This is a genomic window from Vibrio sp. YYF0003, assembly GCF_036350715.1.
GTDB classification, from domain to species: domain Bacteria; phylum Pseudomonadota; class Gammaproteobacteria; order Enterobacterales; family Vibrionaceae; genus Vibrio; species Vibrio natriegens.
On the sequence record NZ_JAZDWA010000001.1, the window covers coordinates 1,095,315 to 1,112,556 of the forward strand.

At 46.0% G+C, this 17,242-nt stretch carries 13 protein-coding genes; 5 read left to right on the forward strand and 8 right to left on the reverse strand.

Features of this window, described 5'->3' with window-relative positions; genetic code table 11:
• Positions 1–13: 13 nt before the first annotated feature.
• Positions 14–631, forward strand: a complete 618-nt coding sequence (locus V1U08_RS04810; RefSeq protein ID WP_330470069.1) for a glutathione S-transferase family protein — start codon at positions 14–16, stop codon at positions 629–631.
• A 679-nt stretch (positions 632–1,310) separates the two neighbouring features.
• Here the strand turns inward: V1U08_RS04810 and V1U08_RS04815 are convergent.
• A complete protein-coding gene (locus tag V1U08_RS04815) occupies positions 1,311–2,186 on the reverse strand; it encodes an NAD(P)-dependent oxidoreductase (protein ID WP_330470070.1) in 876 nt (291 codons plus the stop codon).
• 214 nt (positions 2,187–2,400) lie between these two features.
• Between V1U08_RS04815 and V1U08_RS04820 the strand changes: the two genes are divergently transcribed.
• A complete protein-coding gene (locus tag V1U08_RS04820) occupies positions 2,401–3,051 on the forward strand; it encodes an HAD family hydrolase (protein ID WP_014234882.1) in 651 nt (216 codons plus the stop codon).
• A 275-nt stretch (positions 3,052–3,326) separates the two neighbouring features.
• Positions 3,327–3,779, forward strand: a complete 453-nt coding sequence (gene azu, locus V1U08_RS04825) for an azurin (RefSeq protein WP_020335439.1) — start codon at positions 3,327–3,329, stop codon at positions 3,777–3,779.
• Between the two features lie 132 nt (positions 3,780–3,911).
• Here azu and V1U08_RS04830 read toward each other — a convergent pair whose 3' ends face one another.
• The 5 genes from V1U08_RS04830 to V1U08_RS04855 form a co-directional block, all read right to left on the reverse strand.
• The gene (locus tag V1U08_RS04830; protein WP_014234884.1) at positions 3,912–4,262 is read right to left on the reverse strand and encodes a cupin domain-containing protein; all 351 of its coding nucleotides are present in this window, start codon (positions 4,260–4,262) and stop codon (positions 3,912–3,914) included.
• Positions 4,259–5,575: an NAD(P)/FAD-dependent oxidoreductase gene (locus V1U08_RS04835; RefSeq protein WP_330470071.1), complete on the reverse strand. Its 1,317-nt coding sequence runs from the start codon at positions 5,573–5,575 to the stop codon at positions 4,259–4,261. The genes V1U08_RS04830 and V1U08_RS04835 overlap by 4 nt, the downstream gene beginning before the upstream one ends.
• 12 nt (positions 5,576–5,587) lie before the next feature.
• Positions 5,588–7,012, reverse strand: coding sequence for an FAD-dependent oxidoreductase (locus V1U08_RS04840; protein WP_443089730.1), 1,425 nt, complete (start codon positions 7,010–7,012; stop codon positions 5,588–5,590).
• A 156-nt stretch (positions 7,013–7,168) separates the two neighbouring features.
• Positions 7,169–8,593, reverse strand: a complete 1,425-nt coding sequence (locus tag V1U08_RS04850) for an aldehyde dehydrogenase family protein (RefSeq protein WP_330470072.1) — start codon at positions 8,591–8,593, stop codon at positions 7,169–7,171.
• Between the two features lies 1 nt (position 8,594).
• Positions 8,595–9,782: an aromatic ring-hydroxylating oxygenase subunit alpha gene (locus tag V1U08_RS04855; protein WP_330470073.1), complete on the reverse strand. Its 1,188-nt coding sequence runs from the start codon at positions 9,780–9,782 to the stop codon at positions 8,595–8,597.
• 321 nt (positions 9,783–10,103) lie between these two features.
• Here V1U08_RS04855 and V1U08_RS04860 point away from each other — a divergent pair, with 321 nt between their 5' ends.
• Complete coding sequence (locus V1U08_RS04860; protein ID WP_065301533.1) at positions 10,104–11,840, forward strand: BCCT family transporter; 1,737 nt, start codon at positions 10,104–10,106, stop codon at positions 11,838–11,840.
• Positions 11,841–11,944: 104 nt separating this feature from the next.
• Here the strand turns inward: V1U08_RS04860 and V1U08_RS04865 are convergent, their stop codons facing one another.
• The gene (locus V1U08_RS04865; protein WP_065301534.1) at positions 11,945–12,895 is read right to left on the reverse strand and encodes a LysR substrate-binding domain-containing protein; all 951 of its coding nucleotides are present in this window, start codon (positions 12,893–12,895) and stop codon (positions 11,945–11,947) included.
• Positions 12,896–13,145: 250 nt separating this feature from the next.
• Positions 13,146–14,972: an ABC transporter ATP-binding protein gene (locus tag V1U08_RS04870; RefSeq protein WP_330470074.1), complete on the reverse strand. Its 1,827-nt coding sequence runs from the start codon at positions 14,970–14,972 to the stop codon at positions 13,146–13,148.
• Between the two features lie 145 nt (positions 14,973–15,117).
• Here V1U08_RS04870 and V1U08_RS04875 point away from each other — a divergent pair, with 145 nt between their 5' ends.
• Positions 15,118–17,214: a TonB-dependent siderophore receptor gene (locus V1U08_RS04875; protein WP_330470075.1), complete on the forward strand. Its 2,097-nt coding sequence runs from the start codon at positions 15,118–15,120 to the stop codon at positions 17,212–17,214.
• Positions 17,215–17,242: the final 28 nt, after the last annotated feature.

The window sequence follows — 17,242 nt, forward strand, 5'->3', positions numbered from 1 at the left end:
TATAGGATAAAGAATGATTAAACTTCACCATCTCAATCAGTCTCGCTCGAAACGCATTATCTGGTTACTCGAAGAGCTCAATGTGGACTATGAAGTCGTACCGTATGCACGTGACAAAGTGACTTTTTTGGCGCCTCCAGAGCTTAAAAGTGTACATCCACTAGGCAAGTCACCAGTTCTGGAAGATGACGGTGAAATCATCATTGAATCAGGCGCAATTACAGAGTATCTGATCGAAAAATACGGCGATGGTCAACTTGCTCCAGAACGCGGAACGAAAGCTCATACGCAGTACTTGCAGTGGATGCACTTTGCTGAAAGCTCGGCGATATTACCAATATTGCTGAAAGTCTTTGTAAGCAAAGAACCAACTCAAACAGAGTTCTTATCAGGCTACGCAGATAAAGAAACCATGAGTGTTTTGAATTACTTCGAGCAAGCTTTGGAAGAGAAAACCTATCTGGTAGAGGAGCGCTTAACCGGAGCAGACATCATGATGTCTTTCATAGTGGAATTGGTACATAAGTTTGGCATGAGCAAACATTTCCCTAATATTGAAAGTTATGGAAACCAACTTGCCACTCACGAGGGGTTCTCGAAAGCAGAACAGCTCGAAGTCAAATACGCTTAACTTTGGCCTTTTGGTGTAAGCGACACACCTAACAGGCTCAAAATCAATCATCACGAGATGCTTGGTTCACAGAAACACATTGCCTCACAAAAGCAACTGCTCTCTGAATCAAGCACTCGTTTTTAGCAACTGGCTACCCTTACGTATCAACATCCATTTCACTCTTAAATTCAAGCAGTTCAACGTAGTACTTTTCTGATTTCATCCAGTTTTGGAACATAGTCACCGACTATCAATTCAATAAGTACAATCCGCTTTCCACCAGAATCTATCCATAATAATCTTCCCTACAAGCCCTGAGTTAATACCAATAAAAAGAGGCGCATTACGCACCTCTAATTCGTAAGGAGATAAGTATGATTAGCTTCGACTTCTTTAAGCTCTTCGATACTCAAGAGTTGTTTATCTATTACTAGGGTCTGTTAACCTTTCGTGGTTAAATTTTGTTCGAGATAAAAGCATTTTAATCGCGGCGAGAGGTTTGTAGCCTAGTAATTCTAAGCAAAACACCTCTCAACAAAGAGTAAAATGCTTTTAGCCGAACCCTTCGGGCAGCGTTTGTGGCTCCTTTCTACTACGTTATCGGCTTATCAGGTAGGTAAACTACATTTCAAAGCCTCTGCCTTGCATAAAGAACCCACAAACTGCTGCAAAAATCAGCTCGAAAGGTCAACAGACCCTAACTTTTAGCCACGGCTTTGATTAGTACCGAGGTATCCATACGCCCAAGACCGTCAAGCTGTAGGTCAGCGTATTGTTGATCAACCATTTGGGTTAACGGAAGCTGCAAACCAACACGCTCAGCTTCTTTAAGGCAGAACCCAAGATCTTTGCGCATCCAGTCAATCGCGAAGCCAAAGTCGAATTTATCTTGCGCCATGGTCTTGGCACGGTTTTCCATTTGCCATGACCCAGCGGCACCATGTTTCAGTGTTTCGACAACTTGTTCAATATCTAAACCAGATTGTTGAGCCAGTAGCAGAGCTTCACTCAAGCCTTGCAGTACGCCGGCAATACAAATTTGATTGACCATTTTGCATCGTTGCCCCTGACCGTTCTCACCCAGCAACGTAATTTGTTTTGCGTAGACGTCCATCGCAGGCGCAACCTGTTCAAAGACATTCGAATCACCGCCACACATGATGGTTAGGACACCATTTTCAGCACCCGCCTGACCACCAGAAACTGGGGCATCGATAAAATGATTACCAACCTTAGTGCAAGCGTCCGCCAGTTCGACAGCCAAATCTGCGGAAGTCGTGGTGTGATCGACTAATACAGCGCCCGGCTTAAGACCAACCAGAAGCCCTTCTTCGCCATAAACCACACTACGAACGTCATCATCATTGCCTACGCAAGTAAATACGATGTCACATCCTTCTGCCGCTTGTGCAGGTGTTTCACAGGCAACACCGTTGTATTCTTCTGCCCACTGGTCAGCTTTTGCTTTTGTGCGGTTGTATACTTTGGTTTCGTAGCCAGCTTTACTTAAATAGCCTGCCATTGGGTAGCCCATTACACCCAAACCAATAAATGCTACACGTTGTTTTTCCATTGCCTGCTTCCCTAATCAACTGAATTTAAATCTTTTGTAACATGCTACTAAAGAATTCTGCTTTTTACTCGTAATTTATCTCTGATTTTCACAAAGGAAACTGCATGATTGAAGGACAGAATCAATGCTGTAAACACGCGACCAGTTTAAATTCGCGAGAAATAAAGTGTGACTTATGTCAGAATACCCCATCACTCAACAAACCGGCAAAGTAATGAATTATCACGCTGCTATTTTTGATATGGACGGTTTGCTTCTTGATACTGAGCGTGTCTGTATGCGCGTGTTCCAAGAAGCCTGCGAAGTACAACAACTTCCTTTTTACAAAGAAGTATACCTGTCAATCATTGGGCGTAATGCCGCAGGTATTGAAGCCATTTTCCGCAAAGCTTATGGAAATGATCTGGACCGCCTGCATCAAGAATGGCGAACCCGTTACAACGCTGTAGTCAAGCACCAGGCGATTCCTGTAAAGGAGGGCGTCGTAGAACTGCTAGAATGGCTGAAAGAGCAGAGTTTACCTATCGCCGTTGCGACATCGACAGCTAAGGATGTCGCTAAGATCAAACTTGAACTGGCAGGATTGAGCAAATATATCGACAACCTGACGACAGGTTGTGAAGTAAGCAATGGTAAACCTGACCCGGAAATCTACTTACTTGCTGCCAACAGACTGAATGTTGAACCGACTAAGTGCCTGGCTTTTGAAGATTCCAACAATGGTGTGCGTGCCGCTGTCGCCGCAAATATGTCGACTTATCAGATCCCAGATTTGGTAGAGCCATGTGACGAAGTACGCCAATTCGGTCATTCTATCGTCCCTTCGCTACACGATGTTCTGAAAGAATTGAAACAAACTCGATAACACACCTGCTCTTCACAATAAGCTCAGCCTAATGGTTGAGCTTTTTCATTTTTCGCTTAATACCAAATCGCCTGCTATTTTTTATCTGTCTCTTATTTTGTGCATTTTCCACTCGCAATGCGTCATGTGATCAATCATAGAGATGAATGAGTATAAGTTTGCAACAAAGTGTCAACGTACCGCTCACAGCACAGTTTTACGATATTAACTCGTTGATAATGAGAATAGGTTCATATGAAACCAGTCAGCCAAAAATATAAAATGGAGAGTGTTATATGTCTTTACGTTTATTAGCAGCAACCTTTGCACTTGTTGGAGTAAGCTTTGGCGCACAAGCCAGTGCCGAGTGTGAAGTATCTCTGGATGCTAACGATATGATGCAGTTTTCTACCAAAACTCTGAGTGTTCCGGCAACGTGTAGCGAAGTAACGTTGACTCTGAACCACACTGGTAAAATGCCAGCTCAGTCAATGGGTCACAACGTTGTTATTGCAGATACAGCGAACATTCAAGCCGTCGGCACCGATGGCATGAACGCAGGTGCGGATAATAACTACGTGAAGCCTGATGACGAGCGTGTCTATGCTCACACCGACGTCGTTGGTGGCGGCGAAAGTACAAGTATCACTTTCAGCACTGAAAAAATGACCGCGGGCGGTGACTACTCTTTCTTCTGTTCATTCCCTGGCCACTGGGCAGTCATGCAAGGCAAGTTTGAATTCAAATAAAATCTTGTGCCCTAGCGTGATGTAAAGATTTAAGGGAAGCTAAGGCTTCCCTTTTTAATCGAAACTCAATGTTAGTTCTCAGTTTAGCAGTCTAAAAACAGGAAAAGTCATGCCTACAAACCTCTGCTCGTGTTATTCGATACCGTGCAGTTCCTTCCAGTTTCCCGGGTGTACAACATAACCAAATAACGCGTGTCCGCCATAAACTAACTCGGTACCTTCAGGAATCCAAAGCATTTGTCCGGGGCGAACAAAATGAGTTTCTCCATTTGCGGTCAGTTCAAAACACCCTTCTATGACAAAAACCACTTCATCATAAAGTACTGTCCACGCAACTTCTGCGCCTTCCCACTTAGCAAATCCAACACCAATATTTGGTGAAATCTCCGGGCTGAGCGCTCTTGCTACATAAGCCATGCCAGGAGTATCACCGCGCACGTTGAAGTCGAGTGTTTTGCTATCGACGAGTTTTACTTGCTTCATAATTCACTCCGGCTTTGCCACTTAGCTAATTGAATACGACTCCTCACTCCCATACCCAAAAACGGCTCCGGCGGATTCAGGCTAGGCATACCGGTTACTTGTTGAATATCATCAAGAAGTTTGGAGGTCGCCCCTACTGCATAATCCGCAAGTAAAGTGCCGGAAACTGTTCCCCATGCGGCCCCAACGCCATTGTCACAAGCACTGGCATACACCCCTTTGTCGAGCTGACCAAAGAAATTGGTGAAATTTCGAGAGATGGCATAAACGCCGCCCCACGTGTGAGTAAAAGGTACATCGGCAAGCTCTGGATAACGGGCCAAGAACACTTGACGATGATCTTCTTGAATACTTTGCCTCATTTTGTCACTGACACTTGAGCCATACTTAGGTACGTGTTTGTAAGTATTACGAATCAGTATTCGGCGATCCGCTGTCATACGTAGCGTCGTCCCCGCATGGTCAGCCGGAGTCAGCCCCCAGTTCAGTTCACCACCATAACGCTGCATTTCGGCGTCCGTCAGAGGACGAGTCCAACTCGCGAACGTCATCACCGGAAGCAGTCGATTTTTCAGGTAGCCAAACTCTCGAGTAAAAATGCTGGTTCCTAGCAACAATTCTGGTGTGCGAACTGAGCCTTTATCGCCATGCAACACCCAATTGTCATTCTCTTTACTCAAGCGGCGAATAGGAGAGTTTTCTAGCACTTCTACGTTATCAGGCAAGCTCTCACCCAAGCCGTGAACTAGTGCTGCTGGCTGCATTAAATAGCCACCTGGAGTGTAAATGGCTCGGCTGTAGTAATTTGTACCGAGTACTTTTGCAAGTTCTGCTCGATCCACGTGGAAATACGGTTCGCCCAAGTCTTTCATCAAGTGCTCAAAGTGATCGAGATAAGCCTCGCCCCTTTCTCCAACCGCGCCCTGATATTTACCTTTTGCGGACCACTGGCAATCAATATTGAATTTGCTGATCAAACAATCTAATTGACCGATCGCAGAACGGTTTAACGCCAGTAACTTCTGCTTGTGAGCTGGGTCCGGATGCTCTAAAGAAAACTTATGCGGTAAGTCGATCACAAATCCAGAATTTCTCCCGGAGGCTCCCTGACCTATGCGCTGCGCATCAATCAAGAGAATTCGTGCATCAGGTTCATGCTCAGCTAAACGTCTCGCCATCGCAAGACCCGCAAACCCAGCGCCCAATACCACGTAATCTGCATTTATATTCCCTTGCAACGAAGGTTTTTCTGGCGTTTTTGGTAGCGCATGATACCAGCCACATGTTGCATCATCGTTTGGTAAATGAATCATTATCGGCCTCCGTTACGCCGCAGATTGTTTTAGTGATAATTGTTCGAGCCATGGAGAGCGCAGAGACTGGACTTTTCGACCTAGAAGTGCAAATCCAATCATCGAACCTTCCACCGAGTAACACGCTGCTGTTAATTCCTCACCCTGCTTTTCTATGTGCCACTGTCCTTGTGCATTAGGTGAGACAGGGAAGATGGTCAACGGAAGAATCGGTGTTTTCACAATCACTGGTGTTGGCGTTAACGTGATAGGCGTCATTTCACCCAATAGGCTCTTCGCCAGAGACGGAATCATTTGGTTGATAGGCGCAATATACGGCTGCCAGCCTTGTTCGGTTTCAACACAGTCCCCTAACGAGTAAATGTTTTCATCACTTGTCTGGGCAAATTGGTTTACTTTAATGCCGCGGCCAATTTCCAGCCCTGCTTGCTCAGCCAGAGAAACATTAGGTTTAAGCCCCACAGCACTCAGGACCAAGTCCGCGGTGATCTTTTTACCGCTCGTCAGGTGGAGTTCCGCTCTGGAGTCAGCCATTGGCTCAATTTTCGCAATGCTGTCTTGCAGTAACCACTGTACGCCACGTTCACTTAAGGCATTTTGTAGCGATTCTCCCAACGGCTGTGGGATCATGCGCTCCATTGGCCACTGCCCTAAACCAATGACACTGACTTCAAAACCACTTTCAATCAGGTCGTTAGCAAACTCACAGCCAATTAAGCCATCACCCAGAATAGCGATGCGCTTTTTACCTTGAAGTTGAGATCTAAAACGACGGTAATCGACCAGATCATTGACGCTAACCACGTACGAACGGTCACCTTCAATAGGAATTTCAATAGGTGATGCTCCCGTCGCTAGCACCAGACGGCTATAACGGTACTGACCAATCGATGTGTGTAATGTTGAGTTAGCGCGATCAATATGCTCGACACGAGTATGTGGGTAAAGTCGGATATTTAAACGATTCTCCCACTCCAATGCACTTTCCGTTTGCAGTGCATCACCATTTTTGCCCATTGCCAGAGCATTCGAAAGCGCTGGTTTACTGTACAGAGCACCATCGTCACAGGTAAAGACGGTAATTGGAACATTGGCAGACTGGGCTCGAAGCGCCGAAGCCAACTGATAACCACTATGTCCACTGCCAATAATGACAATAGGATCCGTCGAAAAGACTGGCTGGCTCACTGAAGGAGGAAGTGGTTGATCCAATGGCGTTGAACCCGTACTCGATAAAACAGGCGCAACAGCCTCTTCGTCAATCACATCACCCGTGATTTCAATCATTTCGAAATCAGCCTTTCCAACCAAGCAATCTGGGCATAACCAATCATCCGGCACATCTTCCCATGCCGTTCCTGGTGCAATCCCATCAGCAGGCCAACCTTGGGCTTCATCGTAAATTAAGCCACAAATAATACAGAGCCACTTTTTCATCACTTTTTCTCCAACTACCTTGTTCCAATTTCCCGTGCCTGTTCACTACTTACTCATAGAAAAGTGAAAGTTTCATCGCACTCACACCATCTTGTGGTCTGAAATCCAAGAAGGTGTGAGGCGAAGAAATCAGTTACACGTCGGCTAAGCGTCGCTCTATTGCTGCAAACGAATAGCGATGTTGCGCGTATGGACATAGCTATAAATCGCTTCTTGCCCTTTTTCTCGTCCAAAACCGGACAGCCCAACACCGCCAAATGGGGTTTCTATGCCACCAGCAAACCACTCGTTAATGAACACTTGTCCGCCACGTAGCTGTTGAGCAACGCGCAAGGTTTGGTTCATGCTCTCACCAAATACGCCAGCAACTAAGCCAAACTCTGTACCATTGGCCATTGCCACAGCTTCTTGCTCGGTTTCAAATGGCATGACCACCAGTACAGGACCAAACACTTCTTCCTGCGCAATACGCATGTCTGGAGTGGCTTCAATGACTGTCGGCGCGACAAAGTAGCCAGACAAATCTGGTGCATAACCACCTGTAAGGATGTTCGCGCCATCTGCTCGTGCTTGCTCGATCATTTCCAGCACTCGTGCTTGCTGATCAGCAGAAACCAACGGTGTGATATCAGGCTGGCTTTCGCCTTGACCAATTGAAAGTCCTTCAGCCATTGATACCACTGCGGCTTTCACTTCTTCATAGCGGTCTTTGTGAACCAGCAATCGAGACATAGCCGAACAAACCTGACCGGCATTAAAGTAGATACCGACCTGAACGCTTTTCAGTAGTAAGTTCAGATTGACATCTTTCAGCGCGATAGCCGCAGATTTACCACCCAGTTCCATTACCGATGGCGTAGCTCTGTGCGCCGAATCTTTTAGAATTCGCTGGCCAGTTGGAACCGAACCAGTAAAGACGATTTGGTCGACCTCCTGGTGCTGCACTAAGTGACTACCAATCACTGAGCCTTTACCGCAAAGCAAGTTGATGGTGCCTTGCGGAAAACCGGCTTTTTCGATTGCTTTAATCAGTAAGGTCATTGCCAGTGGTGAAATCTCTGGCGATTTAATCACTACTGCGTTACCGGCAGCTAGAGCGGGCGCAAGCGAACGCGCACAAATGGATACCGGAAAATTCCAAGGAACTATCTGTACACTTACGCCAAACGGCACATATTGAGTGAAGTCGACATAATCTTTCCCCAGTGGGATTGAAGTACCTTCTAGTTTGTCCGCCATGCCTGCGTAGTATTCGAAGTAACGTGCCGATTCGATGAACTCATCTTTCGCGTCTTGGAGTGATTTGCCATTTTCACGACATGCCACTAACCCGCCTTCATCGACCATTTCACGAATAGCCGCAGCAGCTTTTAGCATCCACTCAGTTCTTACTGCTGGACGAACATCCGACAGGAGCCCTTGATTCACAACTCGACGAGCTGCTGCCATCGCACGATCAGCGTCAGCAATATTAGCTTCAGCTATCGTCGCGTACGGTTCCGCTGTACCTGGGTTGATAACCGTGAGGGTTTGCTCTGAGTCACACCACTCACCATCAATGTAATTTAGGTAATGAGTCATACTACTGCTCCATTGCCGTCTTAACTTGTTTTGCTAACCATGTTTGGAAGAAGTGAGTTGGGACATCCATTTCTGGAGAAAACACACCGCCACCAAACCCTGGTGAATGACGACCTTGCTGCATACCTTCAACAGCACCGATGTCCTCGCCGAATACCACACGCCAAGATTCAACCGTGGCAGTACGGCAAGCTGCAAATTCGTCTTTGGTTGCTTCATCACCGACATAGAAAACACGCAGATGCTCAATGCTCTTACCAGCGCTGATTGGTTCAATCATCATCGCAAACGCGTGATCAGCCTGAATGCCTAACAACACGTTCGGGAATAGTGCAACGTATTCTGCATGGCGAAGTTTGTCTTCTGGCCAGCTAGGGAACTTCGGCAAATGCGTACCAGCGGTATCCGACAGGTTGTAAGCAAGGCTGCCTTGGCCTGCAAATCGCTCTTCAAACATGATGTTGTAGTGATCTTCCAGGCGCGAGTAGCTGTTCAAGCTCGGGTGAACCCAAGGCAAATGGTAGGCTTCACAGTAGTTTTCAACTGCCAGCTTCCAGTTACTGTTTACTTCGATCTCCAGGTTGCCGCCCATGTTCACACGGCGCAAAAGGCCCATACCGTCTTCGCCTAAAAATGGTTTCCAACGCTCCTCTAGCGGTGCGATATGTTCTTCAAAACTTGCCGCATCACCTGAAAGGTTTACGAACACCATGTCCATCCAAATTGCTGAACGCAGTGGCTTCAACCCGTGCTTTTCGCACTTGAAGCGGTCATCTTTGTGCTGTGCGATACCGCCAATATGTGGCGTACCTTTTAGGTTACCGTCTAGATCGTAAGTCCATGAATGGTAAGGACAACGAATCATGCCCTGCACTTCACCCGCTTCATGTACTAGCTTCATGCCACGGTGACTACACACATTATGAAAGACCTGAACTTCACCCTGACGATTTCTCATCATTAGCAGCGGTAAGTTCATGAAGTCTATCGGCATCACGTAACCGTCTTTAAGAAGGTCAGAGGCAAAACCAATGCATACCCATGTGTTACCAAATACCTGATCACGTTCAAACGTAAAGTAGTCTTCATTTATGTAGGCATCGTTTGGCATCCCAGTCGCTTCACTGATTGGGTTAAGAACCTTATCGACGAGTTCAACAGGAATTAGGGTTTGGTTGACATTGCTCATATTCTTATCTCCGAAAGTCGAGTTGCATCCATTGCGGACAACATCGTGTTGTGTCAATGGAGCTGATTCTGATTAACAAACCAGCAACAAACAAACGACTTTTTTGGAGGGTATGGATGAGTTTTTATCATTCATGCATTGATCTGGGACAAGAATACATCTTTAAAAATTGCACAAATATTAATGGCATGACTAAAAATCATTAATTGATGAGTATTAATCAGTTGAAACAACGCATAGCTCTCTCTAATCTCCCAGAAAAATTAACAATAAAACAACAAACGATAACGCTGCATACAAAAAACACTGTGAGGGACGCCTATGAGAGCAACAACAGGGATACTAAAAGGACTCAATCCGACTGTGACGATCGCATCTAAGATCATCGTCATCGGTTTTGTACTTTTCTGCGCCATTCTAGCTAACCAAGCGGGTCAATATTTCGAATCTATTTCCGGTATTCTGTTGCAGAATATGAAATGGTTTTATATCGGACTCGTTTCTTTAGTCGTCGGTTTTCTGCTCTATTTAATGATTAGCCGCTATGGGCATATTCGATTAGGTAAGGACGACGAAAAGCCCGAGTTCAGTTACCTGTCATGGGTATCTATGCTGTTTTCTGGCGGTATGGGGATTGGTTTGATCTTCTGGTCAGTCGCTGAGCCAATGTGGCACTACGCGGACAACCCTTTCACGCAGGGTTTAACCAATGAGGCTGCCACGACATCGATGAAACTGACTTTCTTCCATTGGGGATTACACCCTTGGTCAGTTTTTATTATTGTTGCGCTTGCTCTGGCCTACTTTTCCTACCGTAAAGATCTGCCGTTTACCTTACGATCTATTCTGTACCCCCTTATTGGCAACCGTATTTATGGACCAATCGGCCATACTGTCGATATTCTTACTGTCGCAGTCACGGCCTTTGGTATCTCCCAAACCCTTGGTATGGGCGTGATTCAAATCAACTCGGGGCTAAATCAAACATTTGGTTTAGATATCGGGTTAGGCACACAACTGATCATTATTGTTTCTTTATGTACCTGTGCGGTTGCCTCAGTTCTGTCTGGCGTCGGTAAAGGGATTCGTCGCCTTTCTGAATGGAATATGTTGCTCTCTTTGCTGCTGGTGCTTGTTGTACTTTACATTGGCCCAACACGCTACATTCTGAACACACTTTTAGAGAGCACCGGTCTTTATGTGCAAAATATTGTTGGCATGAGCTTATGGAGTGACGCCCAAAATGACTCAGGTTGGCAAAACTGGTGGACAGCATACTACTGGCCATGGTGGATGACATGGGCGCCATTTGTTGGCATGTTCATCGCGCGAATTTCTAAAGGAAGAACGATCCGTGAACTGATAGGTGGCGCTTTAATCGTACCAACACTAATCACTTTCTTATGGATCTCAGTTTTCGGTGGTGCCGCACTAAAAGTTGAGCAAGATGCTCGCGTAGCGTATGAAACTCAAGTGGTTGCAGCTCAAGAAGCTGGCCAAACGCCACCAAACGCATTTACGGGCGGAGTCATTCTCGAAGCAACGAAAGCGGATACCACTCGCGCATTATTTACGTTGTTCGATAACCTGGATACCGGTCTGTTTGGCAAAATACTGAGTGTATTAGCGTGTTTGTTGCTGGGTACTTACTTCATTACCTCCGCTGACTCAGGAACTTTGGTTCTTTGTACCTTAGATGCGGCAGGTGACAGTGAACCTCCCAAATCCATTCGTGTACTTTGGGGAATAATGATCGCAGCGATAGCTGGTGTACTGCTGTACGCAGGAGGACTTAAAGCAATGCAAACTGCGTCAATCATTGCAGGCTTTCCAATTGCAATATTTATTGCGGTAATGAGTTTGACGCTATTTCATAGTATTCGACGTGAACCGAAACCATGGGCGATGTTGCCAGAACACGTCCACCCGGAAGAGACCAAGCTTGATGGCCCAGTAGAGCCACTTGTAGAAAGTAAGACAGCGATTCAGCAAACCATAACCGCTGATTCAACGGCTGCTAAAAATCCAACGCTTGATCAGAAACCAGCGTTAACGTAGCAAAGTCGGTTTAATGATAACCACCTACTGAAGTAGGTGGTTTAGGGCTGAAAACAAAAAGTGGGAGTTATGCTCCCACTTTTTATATCTACTACTTTTTGTCTCTAAGAATTGGACGATTCGACTGTTTCGGCTAATCCGCGATCACCGACTTCATCCGGTAATTGCTGTAATAACCAAGCGCGAAAGCGTTTCACACTCGCTGGAATTAAGCCTCTGTCTTTAGGCTCCAACATACAGAAATTCGATGGTGTTGCCAGAACATGCTCGACAGGCCTTACCAACGCACCGCTTTGCAAATAGTCATCAACTAATGAGCCCCAAGCTAAGGCAATTCCCTGACCATTAATGGCTGCTTGCAACAACATAGGGTAGTTATTAATGTTCATTCGGTTACGAGGCACAATATTCGGTAAATTTACGCCTGCAAACCACTCTTCCCAATTGACCCAATCCCTTTGCGACTCTTCGAGATAAAGAAGCGTTTTATTAAAAACCTCTTCAGCCTCAGTCGGTTGACCAATCTTTTCTAAATACAGTGGGCTGCAAACCGGAAAAACTTCTTCAGAGAAAAGTGTCGTCACTTCCATTTCGGCGGGTGGTGTTTTGCAGTAAAACAGTGCGATATCACAATCTAGACGTCTTAAATCCAGTACGTTATCAGACGCCAGAATTCGTATATCGATATCATCATGCTCATTTTGAAACTCCGCCACTTTTGGCAATAGCCACAGAGCAGCCATTGCATTGGTCGTAGCGACGGTAATTTTTTGCTCCCCTTGCCACTTTTTCACTTCTCCGGTGATTTGCGCGATATCGAGTAGAGACTGACTGATCGATTGATAATATTGCAGACCTGTCGGCGTTAGGTTGATGCTGCGATTGGCACGGGTGAACATCGCTTTACCTAAATACTCTTCTAATTGTCTAATTTGACGGCTGATTGCACCTTGAGTCACATTGAGCTCTTCAGCTGCGAGCGTAAAGCTCAAATGTCGAGCCGACGCTTCAAACGCCACTAGGCTGTTTAAAGGTGGGAGGGGTTTGATTTTCATGTTTCTTCCAGTATGGCAGCTTTGTAATTATTGTTATTCCCGGCAATCTTGTGTTGCACGTGGATAACCGCCATTGTGGACAACCATCGTCAAACGACAATTTATAAATAATAAAAAATAGAGATGAATCATAAATTGCTCCACCTCAGCGGGATATATAGTATGCCACTGCATGTTTGTTGGAATAAAAAAGGGAAGCCTGCGCTTCCCCTTTTAACCCGAGATTGATGTGATTCCAGATCAACCAATATTACTCTGTCAGAAAGCCACCGGTCTGGTGTTTCCACAACTGAGCATAAACTCCGTTAAGTTGCAGAAGCTCCTGATGCGAGCCTTGTTCGATAACCTGACCATCATCCATCACGATTAAACGGTCCATCGCAGCGATCGTCGATAAGCGGTGAGCAATAGCAATCACCGTCTTCCCTTCCATCAATACTTCAAGGTTTTCTTGAATCGCAGACTCCACTTCAGAATCCAGTGCAGACGTTGCTTCATCCATAATGAGAATCGGCGCATTTTTAAGAAGTACACGCGCGATAGCGACACGTTGACGCTGGCCGCCAGACAGTTTTACACCACGCTCACCAACTTCAACATCGTAGCCAACATTACCTTGCTCATCTTTCAGAGTCTGGATAAATTCGTGCGCATGTGCCTTCTCAGCCGCAGCTATAACGGATTCCATAGAGGCTGCTGGATCACCATATAGAATGTTTTCTTTGATTGAGCGGTGCAGCAAAGAGGTATCCTGAGTGATCATTCCAATGTGCTGACGCAAAGACTCTTGCTCTACCTGTGAGATATCCTGTCCATCAATGCAGATTTTACCGGAATTCACATCGTAAAAACGCAATAGCAAGTTCACCAATGTTGACTTACCCGCACCAGAACGCCCAACAATGCCGACTTTTTCGCCCGGTTTAATCGTCAGGTTCAGATTGTCAAATACGGCTTTTTCTTCGCTGTAGTTGAAACCAACGTGATCGAAGCAGATTTCACCTTGTCGAATTTGCAACGGCTTTGCATTCGGTACGTCTTTCACTTCAACGTCGTTCGAAATCGTGCTGATACCATCTACAACGGTACCAATATTTTCAAACAGTGTACTGACTTCCCACATGATCCATTTCGACATGCCCTGTACACGCAGCGCAATGCTGATACCAATGGCGATCGCACCAATCGTTACTGCCGCATCCAGCCACAGGTAGACGGAAATCACGCCAATAGACAGCAGCAACAAGTAGTTGATGGCATCGACACTAAACAGCAAGCAAGTCACCATTCGCATCTGACGGTATACCGTAACCAAGAACTGCTTCATGCTGCTTTCTGCATACTCAAGTTCGCGCTGAGAATGGGCAAACAACTTAACCGTAGAGATGTTGGTGTAAGAGTCGACAATACGTCCTGTCATCACAGAGCGTGCATCCGCCTGCTCAGTCGCCACGCGCTTCATTTTCGGAATGAAGTAGAGCTGGATCAGTACATACAATGCAAGCCAGATAACGATAGGTAGCATGAGCAAACCGTCTGCCTCACCCATCATCCATATCATCGACACAAAATAAACACTGATGTAGACCAGTACATCCAGCAGCTTCATCACCGTTTCTCGAACTGCCAACGCACTTTGCATCACTTTTGTTGCAACTCGGCCTGCAAAATCTCGCTGGAAGAAACCAACTGCTTGCTTAAGTAAATAACGGTGAATCAGCCAGCGAATCGACATTGGGTAGTTACCCAGCAGCGTTTGGTGCATCACCATCGAATGTACAAAGCCTAATGCCGGCATTACGACGACAACCAGGAAAAGCATCATCAACATCTGATCGCCCTGATCTTGCCAGAAAGTAGCACGATCCTGGTTAGACAATATATCGACTAGCTCACCCATGTAGCGCAACAGGGTGACTTCAGTGATCGCAATCAGCGCACTGAACACCGCCATGACAATAAGCGGCACTTCAAATCCACGCGTATAGAAACGACAAAAGCCAAACAAGGTCTTGGGTGGCTTTTCGGTTTCATGCAGGGGAAACGGTTGGGTTAGTTTTTCAAACCAATTAAACATAACAACTACTTTGGTTAGATCGATCAAATTTGCAGACGTTTTACTATCTTTTGATGCAAAAGTCAGTAAAATACGTAAACAATAGTTTAAATGATAATAATTACAATTAAGCTTTTTGTTTAAAATAATTGTCGGGAATGTATTAATGACAAATCATAACTCTCTCACCATCGCTGTCCGTAAAGCGTTGGTTTGTGCTATCGCGCCCGCTGCAGTGGTTTCGTTTATGGCACACGCACAAGATGATTCAACTGAGATGGAAACCATCACAGTCACCGCACAAGCACTTAAAGTCGAAACGCCAGCCAAAGAAACACCACGCAGCGTTTCCATTATCTCTGAAGATGAATTGCGCGTTCGCGCACCACAAAAGCTAGATGAAGCGTTACGCTACACATCAGGTGTCACATCTCAACCTTATGGCGCTGATAACGACACAGATTGGTTTAAAGTACGTGGCTTCGATGCCGCTACTTATTTGAACGGCAACCGTTTGTTCCGTGACGGCTACTACACCTGGCTCGTTGAACCATACGGTTTGGAAAGTGTTGAAGTCGTAAAAGGCCCATCAGCCATACTATTCGGTGAATCGGCACCAGGTGGCGTAGTAAACGCCGTTCAGAAAAAGCCAACGTTCACACCACAAGGTGAAGTAAAGGTTGAAGTCGGCAACAACAACCATCAGTCAATAGGCTTTGACATTGCTGACGAAGCTAATGATTCAGGTACGATGCGTTACCGCTTGGTTGGCTTGATGACCAGTCAGGATGGTGAACTGGACGATACAGAAAATGAACGTTTCTACATCGCTCCGAGCCTGGAAATCGATGTTTCAGATCGTACCATGCTGACCCTGATGGCGACCTATCTAAAGGATGATGGTGTGCCAACTAACCCATTCTTCCCAGCTGCAGGTACGCTCGTCGACTCGGAATACGGCAAGATCGATCCATCAACTAACTTAGGTGAGCCAGATTACGACAAGTATGAACGTACTCAAATCTCACTTGGTTACTTGCTTGAACATGATATAAACGACACTTGGACATTCTCACAGAACGCAAACTACGGTTCTAACGAGCTCTTTCTGCGTAGCGTTTACAGCATGCCATCTCCAGGCTGGGATTTAAACGACGACTCGCTTTACTATCGTGGAATTGTATTCCGTGACGGCAAAAACCAAAGTTTCACCTTCGACAACAATGCGGTTGGTAACTGGATGACGGACAATGCCGAGCACACGGTGTTGGTCGGTGTTGATCTGCAATATCACAACACGAAGGGTGACGAACAAGACAACTATTCATTTGGTACCGTAAACCCATTTAATCCAAGCTACGGAAACTACACACCACTGGACTCCGCGGACAACATTAAACGCGAGATCGACAAGTATCAGGCCAGTGTGTACTCGCAATACCAACTTAAATTCCACGAACAATGGATTGGTAATGTTGGCGCCCGTTACGATTGGGTGAAAACAAAAAACAGTGGTAAAGGTGCAAGCGTCGATCAGAATGAGTCTCGCGATGATGGCGAACTGTCTCTGAGCGCTGGCCTGATGTACCTTGCGGACAACGGCCTTTCTCCGTACGCCAACTACTCTCAATCGTTTGAAGTGATCAGCACCATCGACACAGCAACCGGTAAGCTCTACAAACCACTTGAGGGTGAGCAAGTTGAAGTGGGTGTGAAATATGAACCGAGCTTTATGGATGGCTTCGTTAACATCGCATGGTTCGATATCACGCAGAAAAATGCACTGGTAACTAACCCATCAACTTGGGTGGCAACTCAGACTGGTGAAGTGACATCAACTGGTGTCGAAGTTGAAGGTACTGCTCAGTTAACTGACGACGTTAAATTACTGGCTAGCTACACCTACACTAAAGCAGAAACTGACGAGACTTACGGCAAGGGCACGCAACAAGCGGGGCTTATTCCTAAGCATCAGGCGTCTGCGTGGGTAGATTACAGCGCATACCGCCTAATTCCTGGCCTGAACGTTGGAACAGGTGTTCGTTACGTGGGTGAATCTAAAGACAACCCGGCGAGCTCGGATCTAACGGTTCCATCTGTGACACTTTGGGACGCATCTGTGACTTATGACATTTCTTCACAATGGCAGGCACAGCTTAATGTGAACAACATTCTGGACAAAGAGTTTATCTCTGGCTGCGATTACTACTGTTACTTCGGTCAGTCTCGCTCTGTGATGCTAAACGCTAACTACCGCTGGTAATTGTTCTTCCAACTCCCCTCTTATGAGG

Excerpts from the sequence above, each read along its gene's own strand:
- V1U08_RS04810 (WP_330470069.1), top strand. The coding sequence starts at position 14 with ATGATTAAACTTCACCATCTCAATCAGTCTCGCTCGAAACGCATTATC.
- V1U08_RS04815 (WP_330470070.1), bottom strand. The coding sequence starts at position 2,186 with ATGGAAAAACAACGTGTAGCATTTATTGGTTTGGGTGTAATGGGCTAC.
- V1U08_RS04820 (WP_014234882.1), top strand. The coding sequence starts at position 2,401 with ATGAATTATCACGCTGCTATTTTTGATATGGACGGTTTGCTTCTTGAT.
- azu (WP_020335439.1), top strand. The coding sequence starts at position 3,327 with ATGTCTTTACGTTTATTAGCAGCAACCTTTGCACTTGTTGGAGTAAGC.
- V1U08_RS04830 (WP_014234884.1), bottom strand. The coding sequence starts at position 4,262 with ATGAAGCAAGTAAAACTCGTCGATAGCAAAACACTCGACTTCAACGTG.
- V1U08_RS04835 (WP_330470071.1), bottom strand. The coding sequence starts at position 5,575 with ATGATTCATTTACCAAACGATGATGCAACATGTGGCTGGTATCATGCG.
- V1U08_RS04840 (WP_443089730.1), bottom strand. The coding sequence starts at position 7,012 with ATGAAAAAGTGGCTCTGTATTATTTGTGGCTTAATTTACGATGAAGCC.
- V1U08_RS04850 (WP_330470072.1), bottom strand. The coding sequence starts at position 8,593 with ATGACTCATTACCTAAATTACATTGATGGTGAGTGGTGTGACTCAGAG.
- V1U08_RS04855 (WP_330470073.1), bottom strand. The coding sequence starts at position 9,782 with ATGAGCAATGTCAACCAAACCCTAATTCCTGTTGAACTCGTCGATAAG.
- V1U08_RS04860 (WP_065301533.1), top strand. The coding sequence starts at position 10,104 with ATGAGAGCAACAACAGGGATACTAAAAGGACTCAATCCGACTGTGACG.
- V1U08_RS04865 (WP_065301534.1), bottom strand. The coding sequence starts at position 12,895 with ATGAAAATCAAACCCCTCCCACCTTTAAACAGCCTAGTGGCGTTTGAA.
- V1U08_RS04870 (WP_330470074.1), bottom strand. The coding sequence starts at position 14,972 with ATGTTTAATTGGTTTGAAAAACTAACCCAACCGTTTCCCCTGCATGAA.
- V1U08_RS04875 (WP_330470075.1), top strand. The coding sequence starts at position 15,118 with ATGACAAATCATAACTCTCTCACCATCGCTGTCCGTAAAGCGTTGGTT.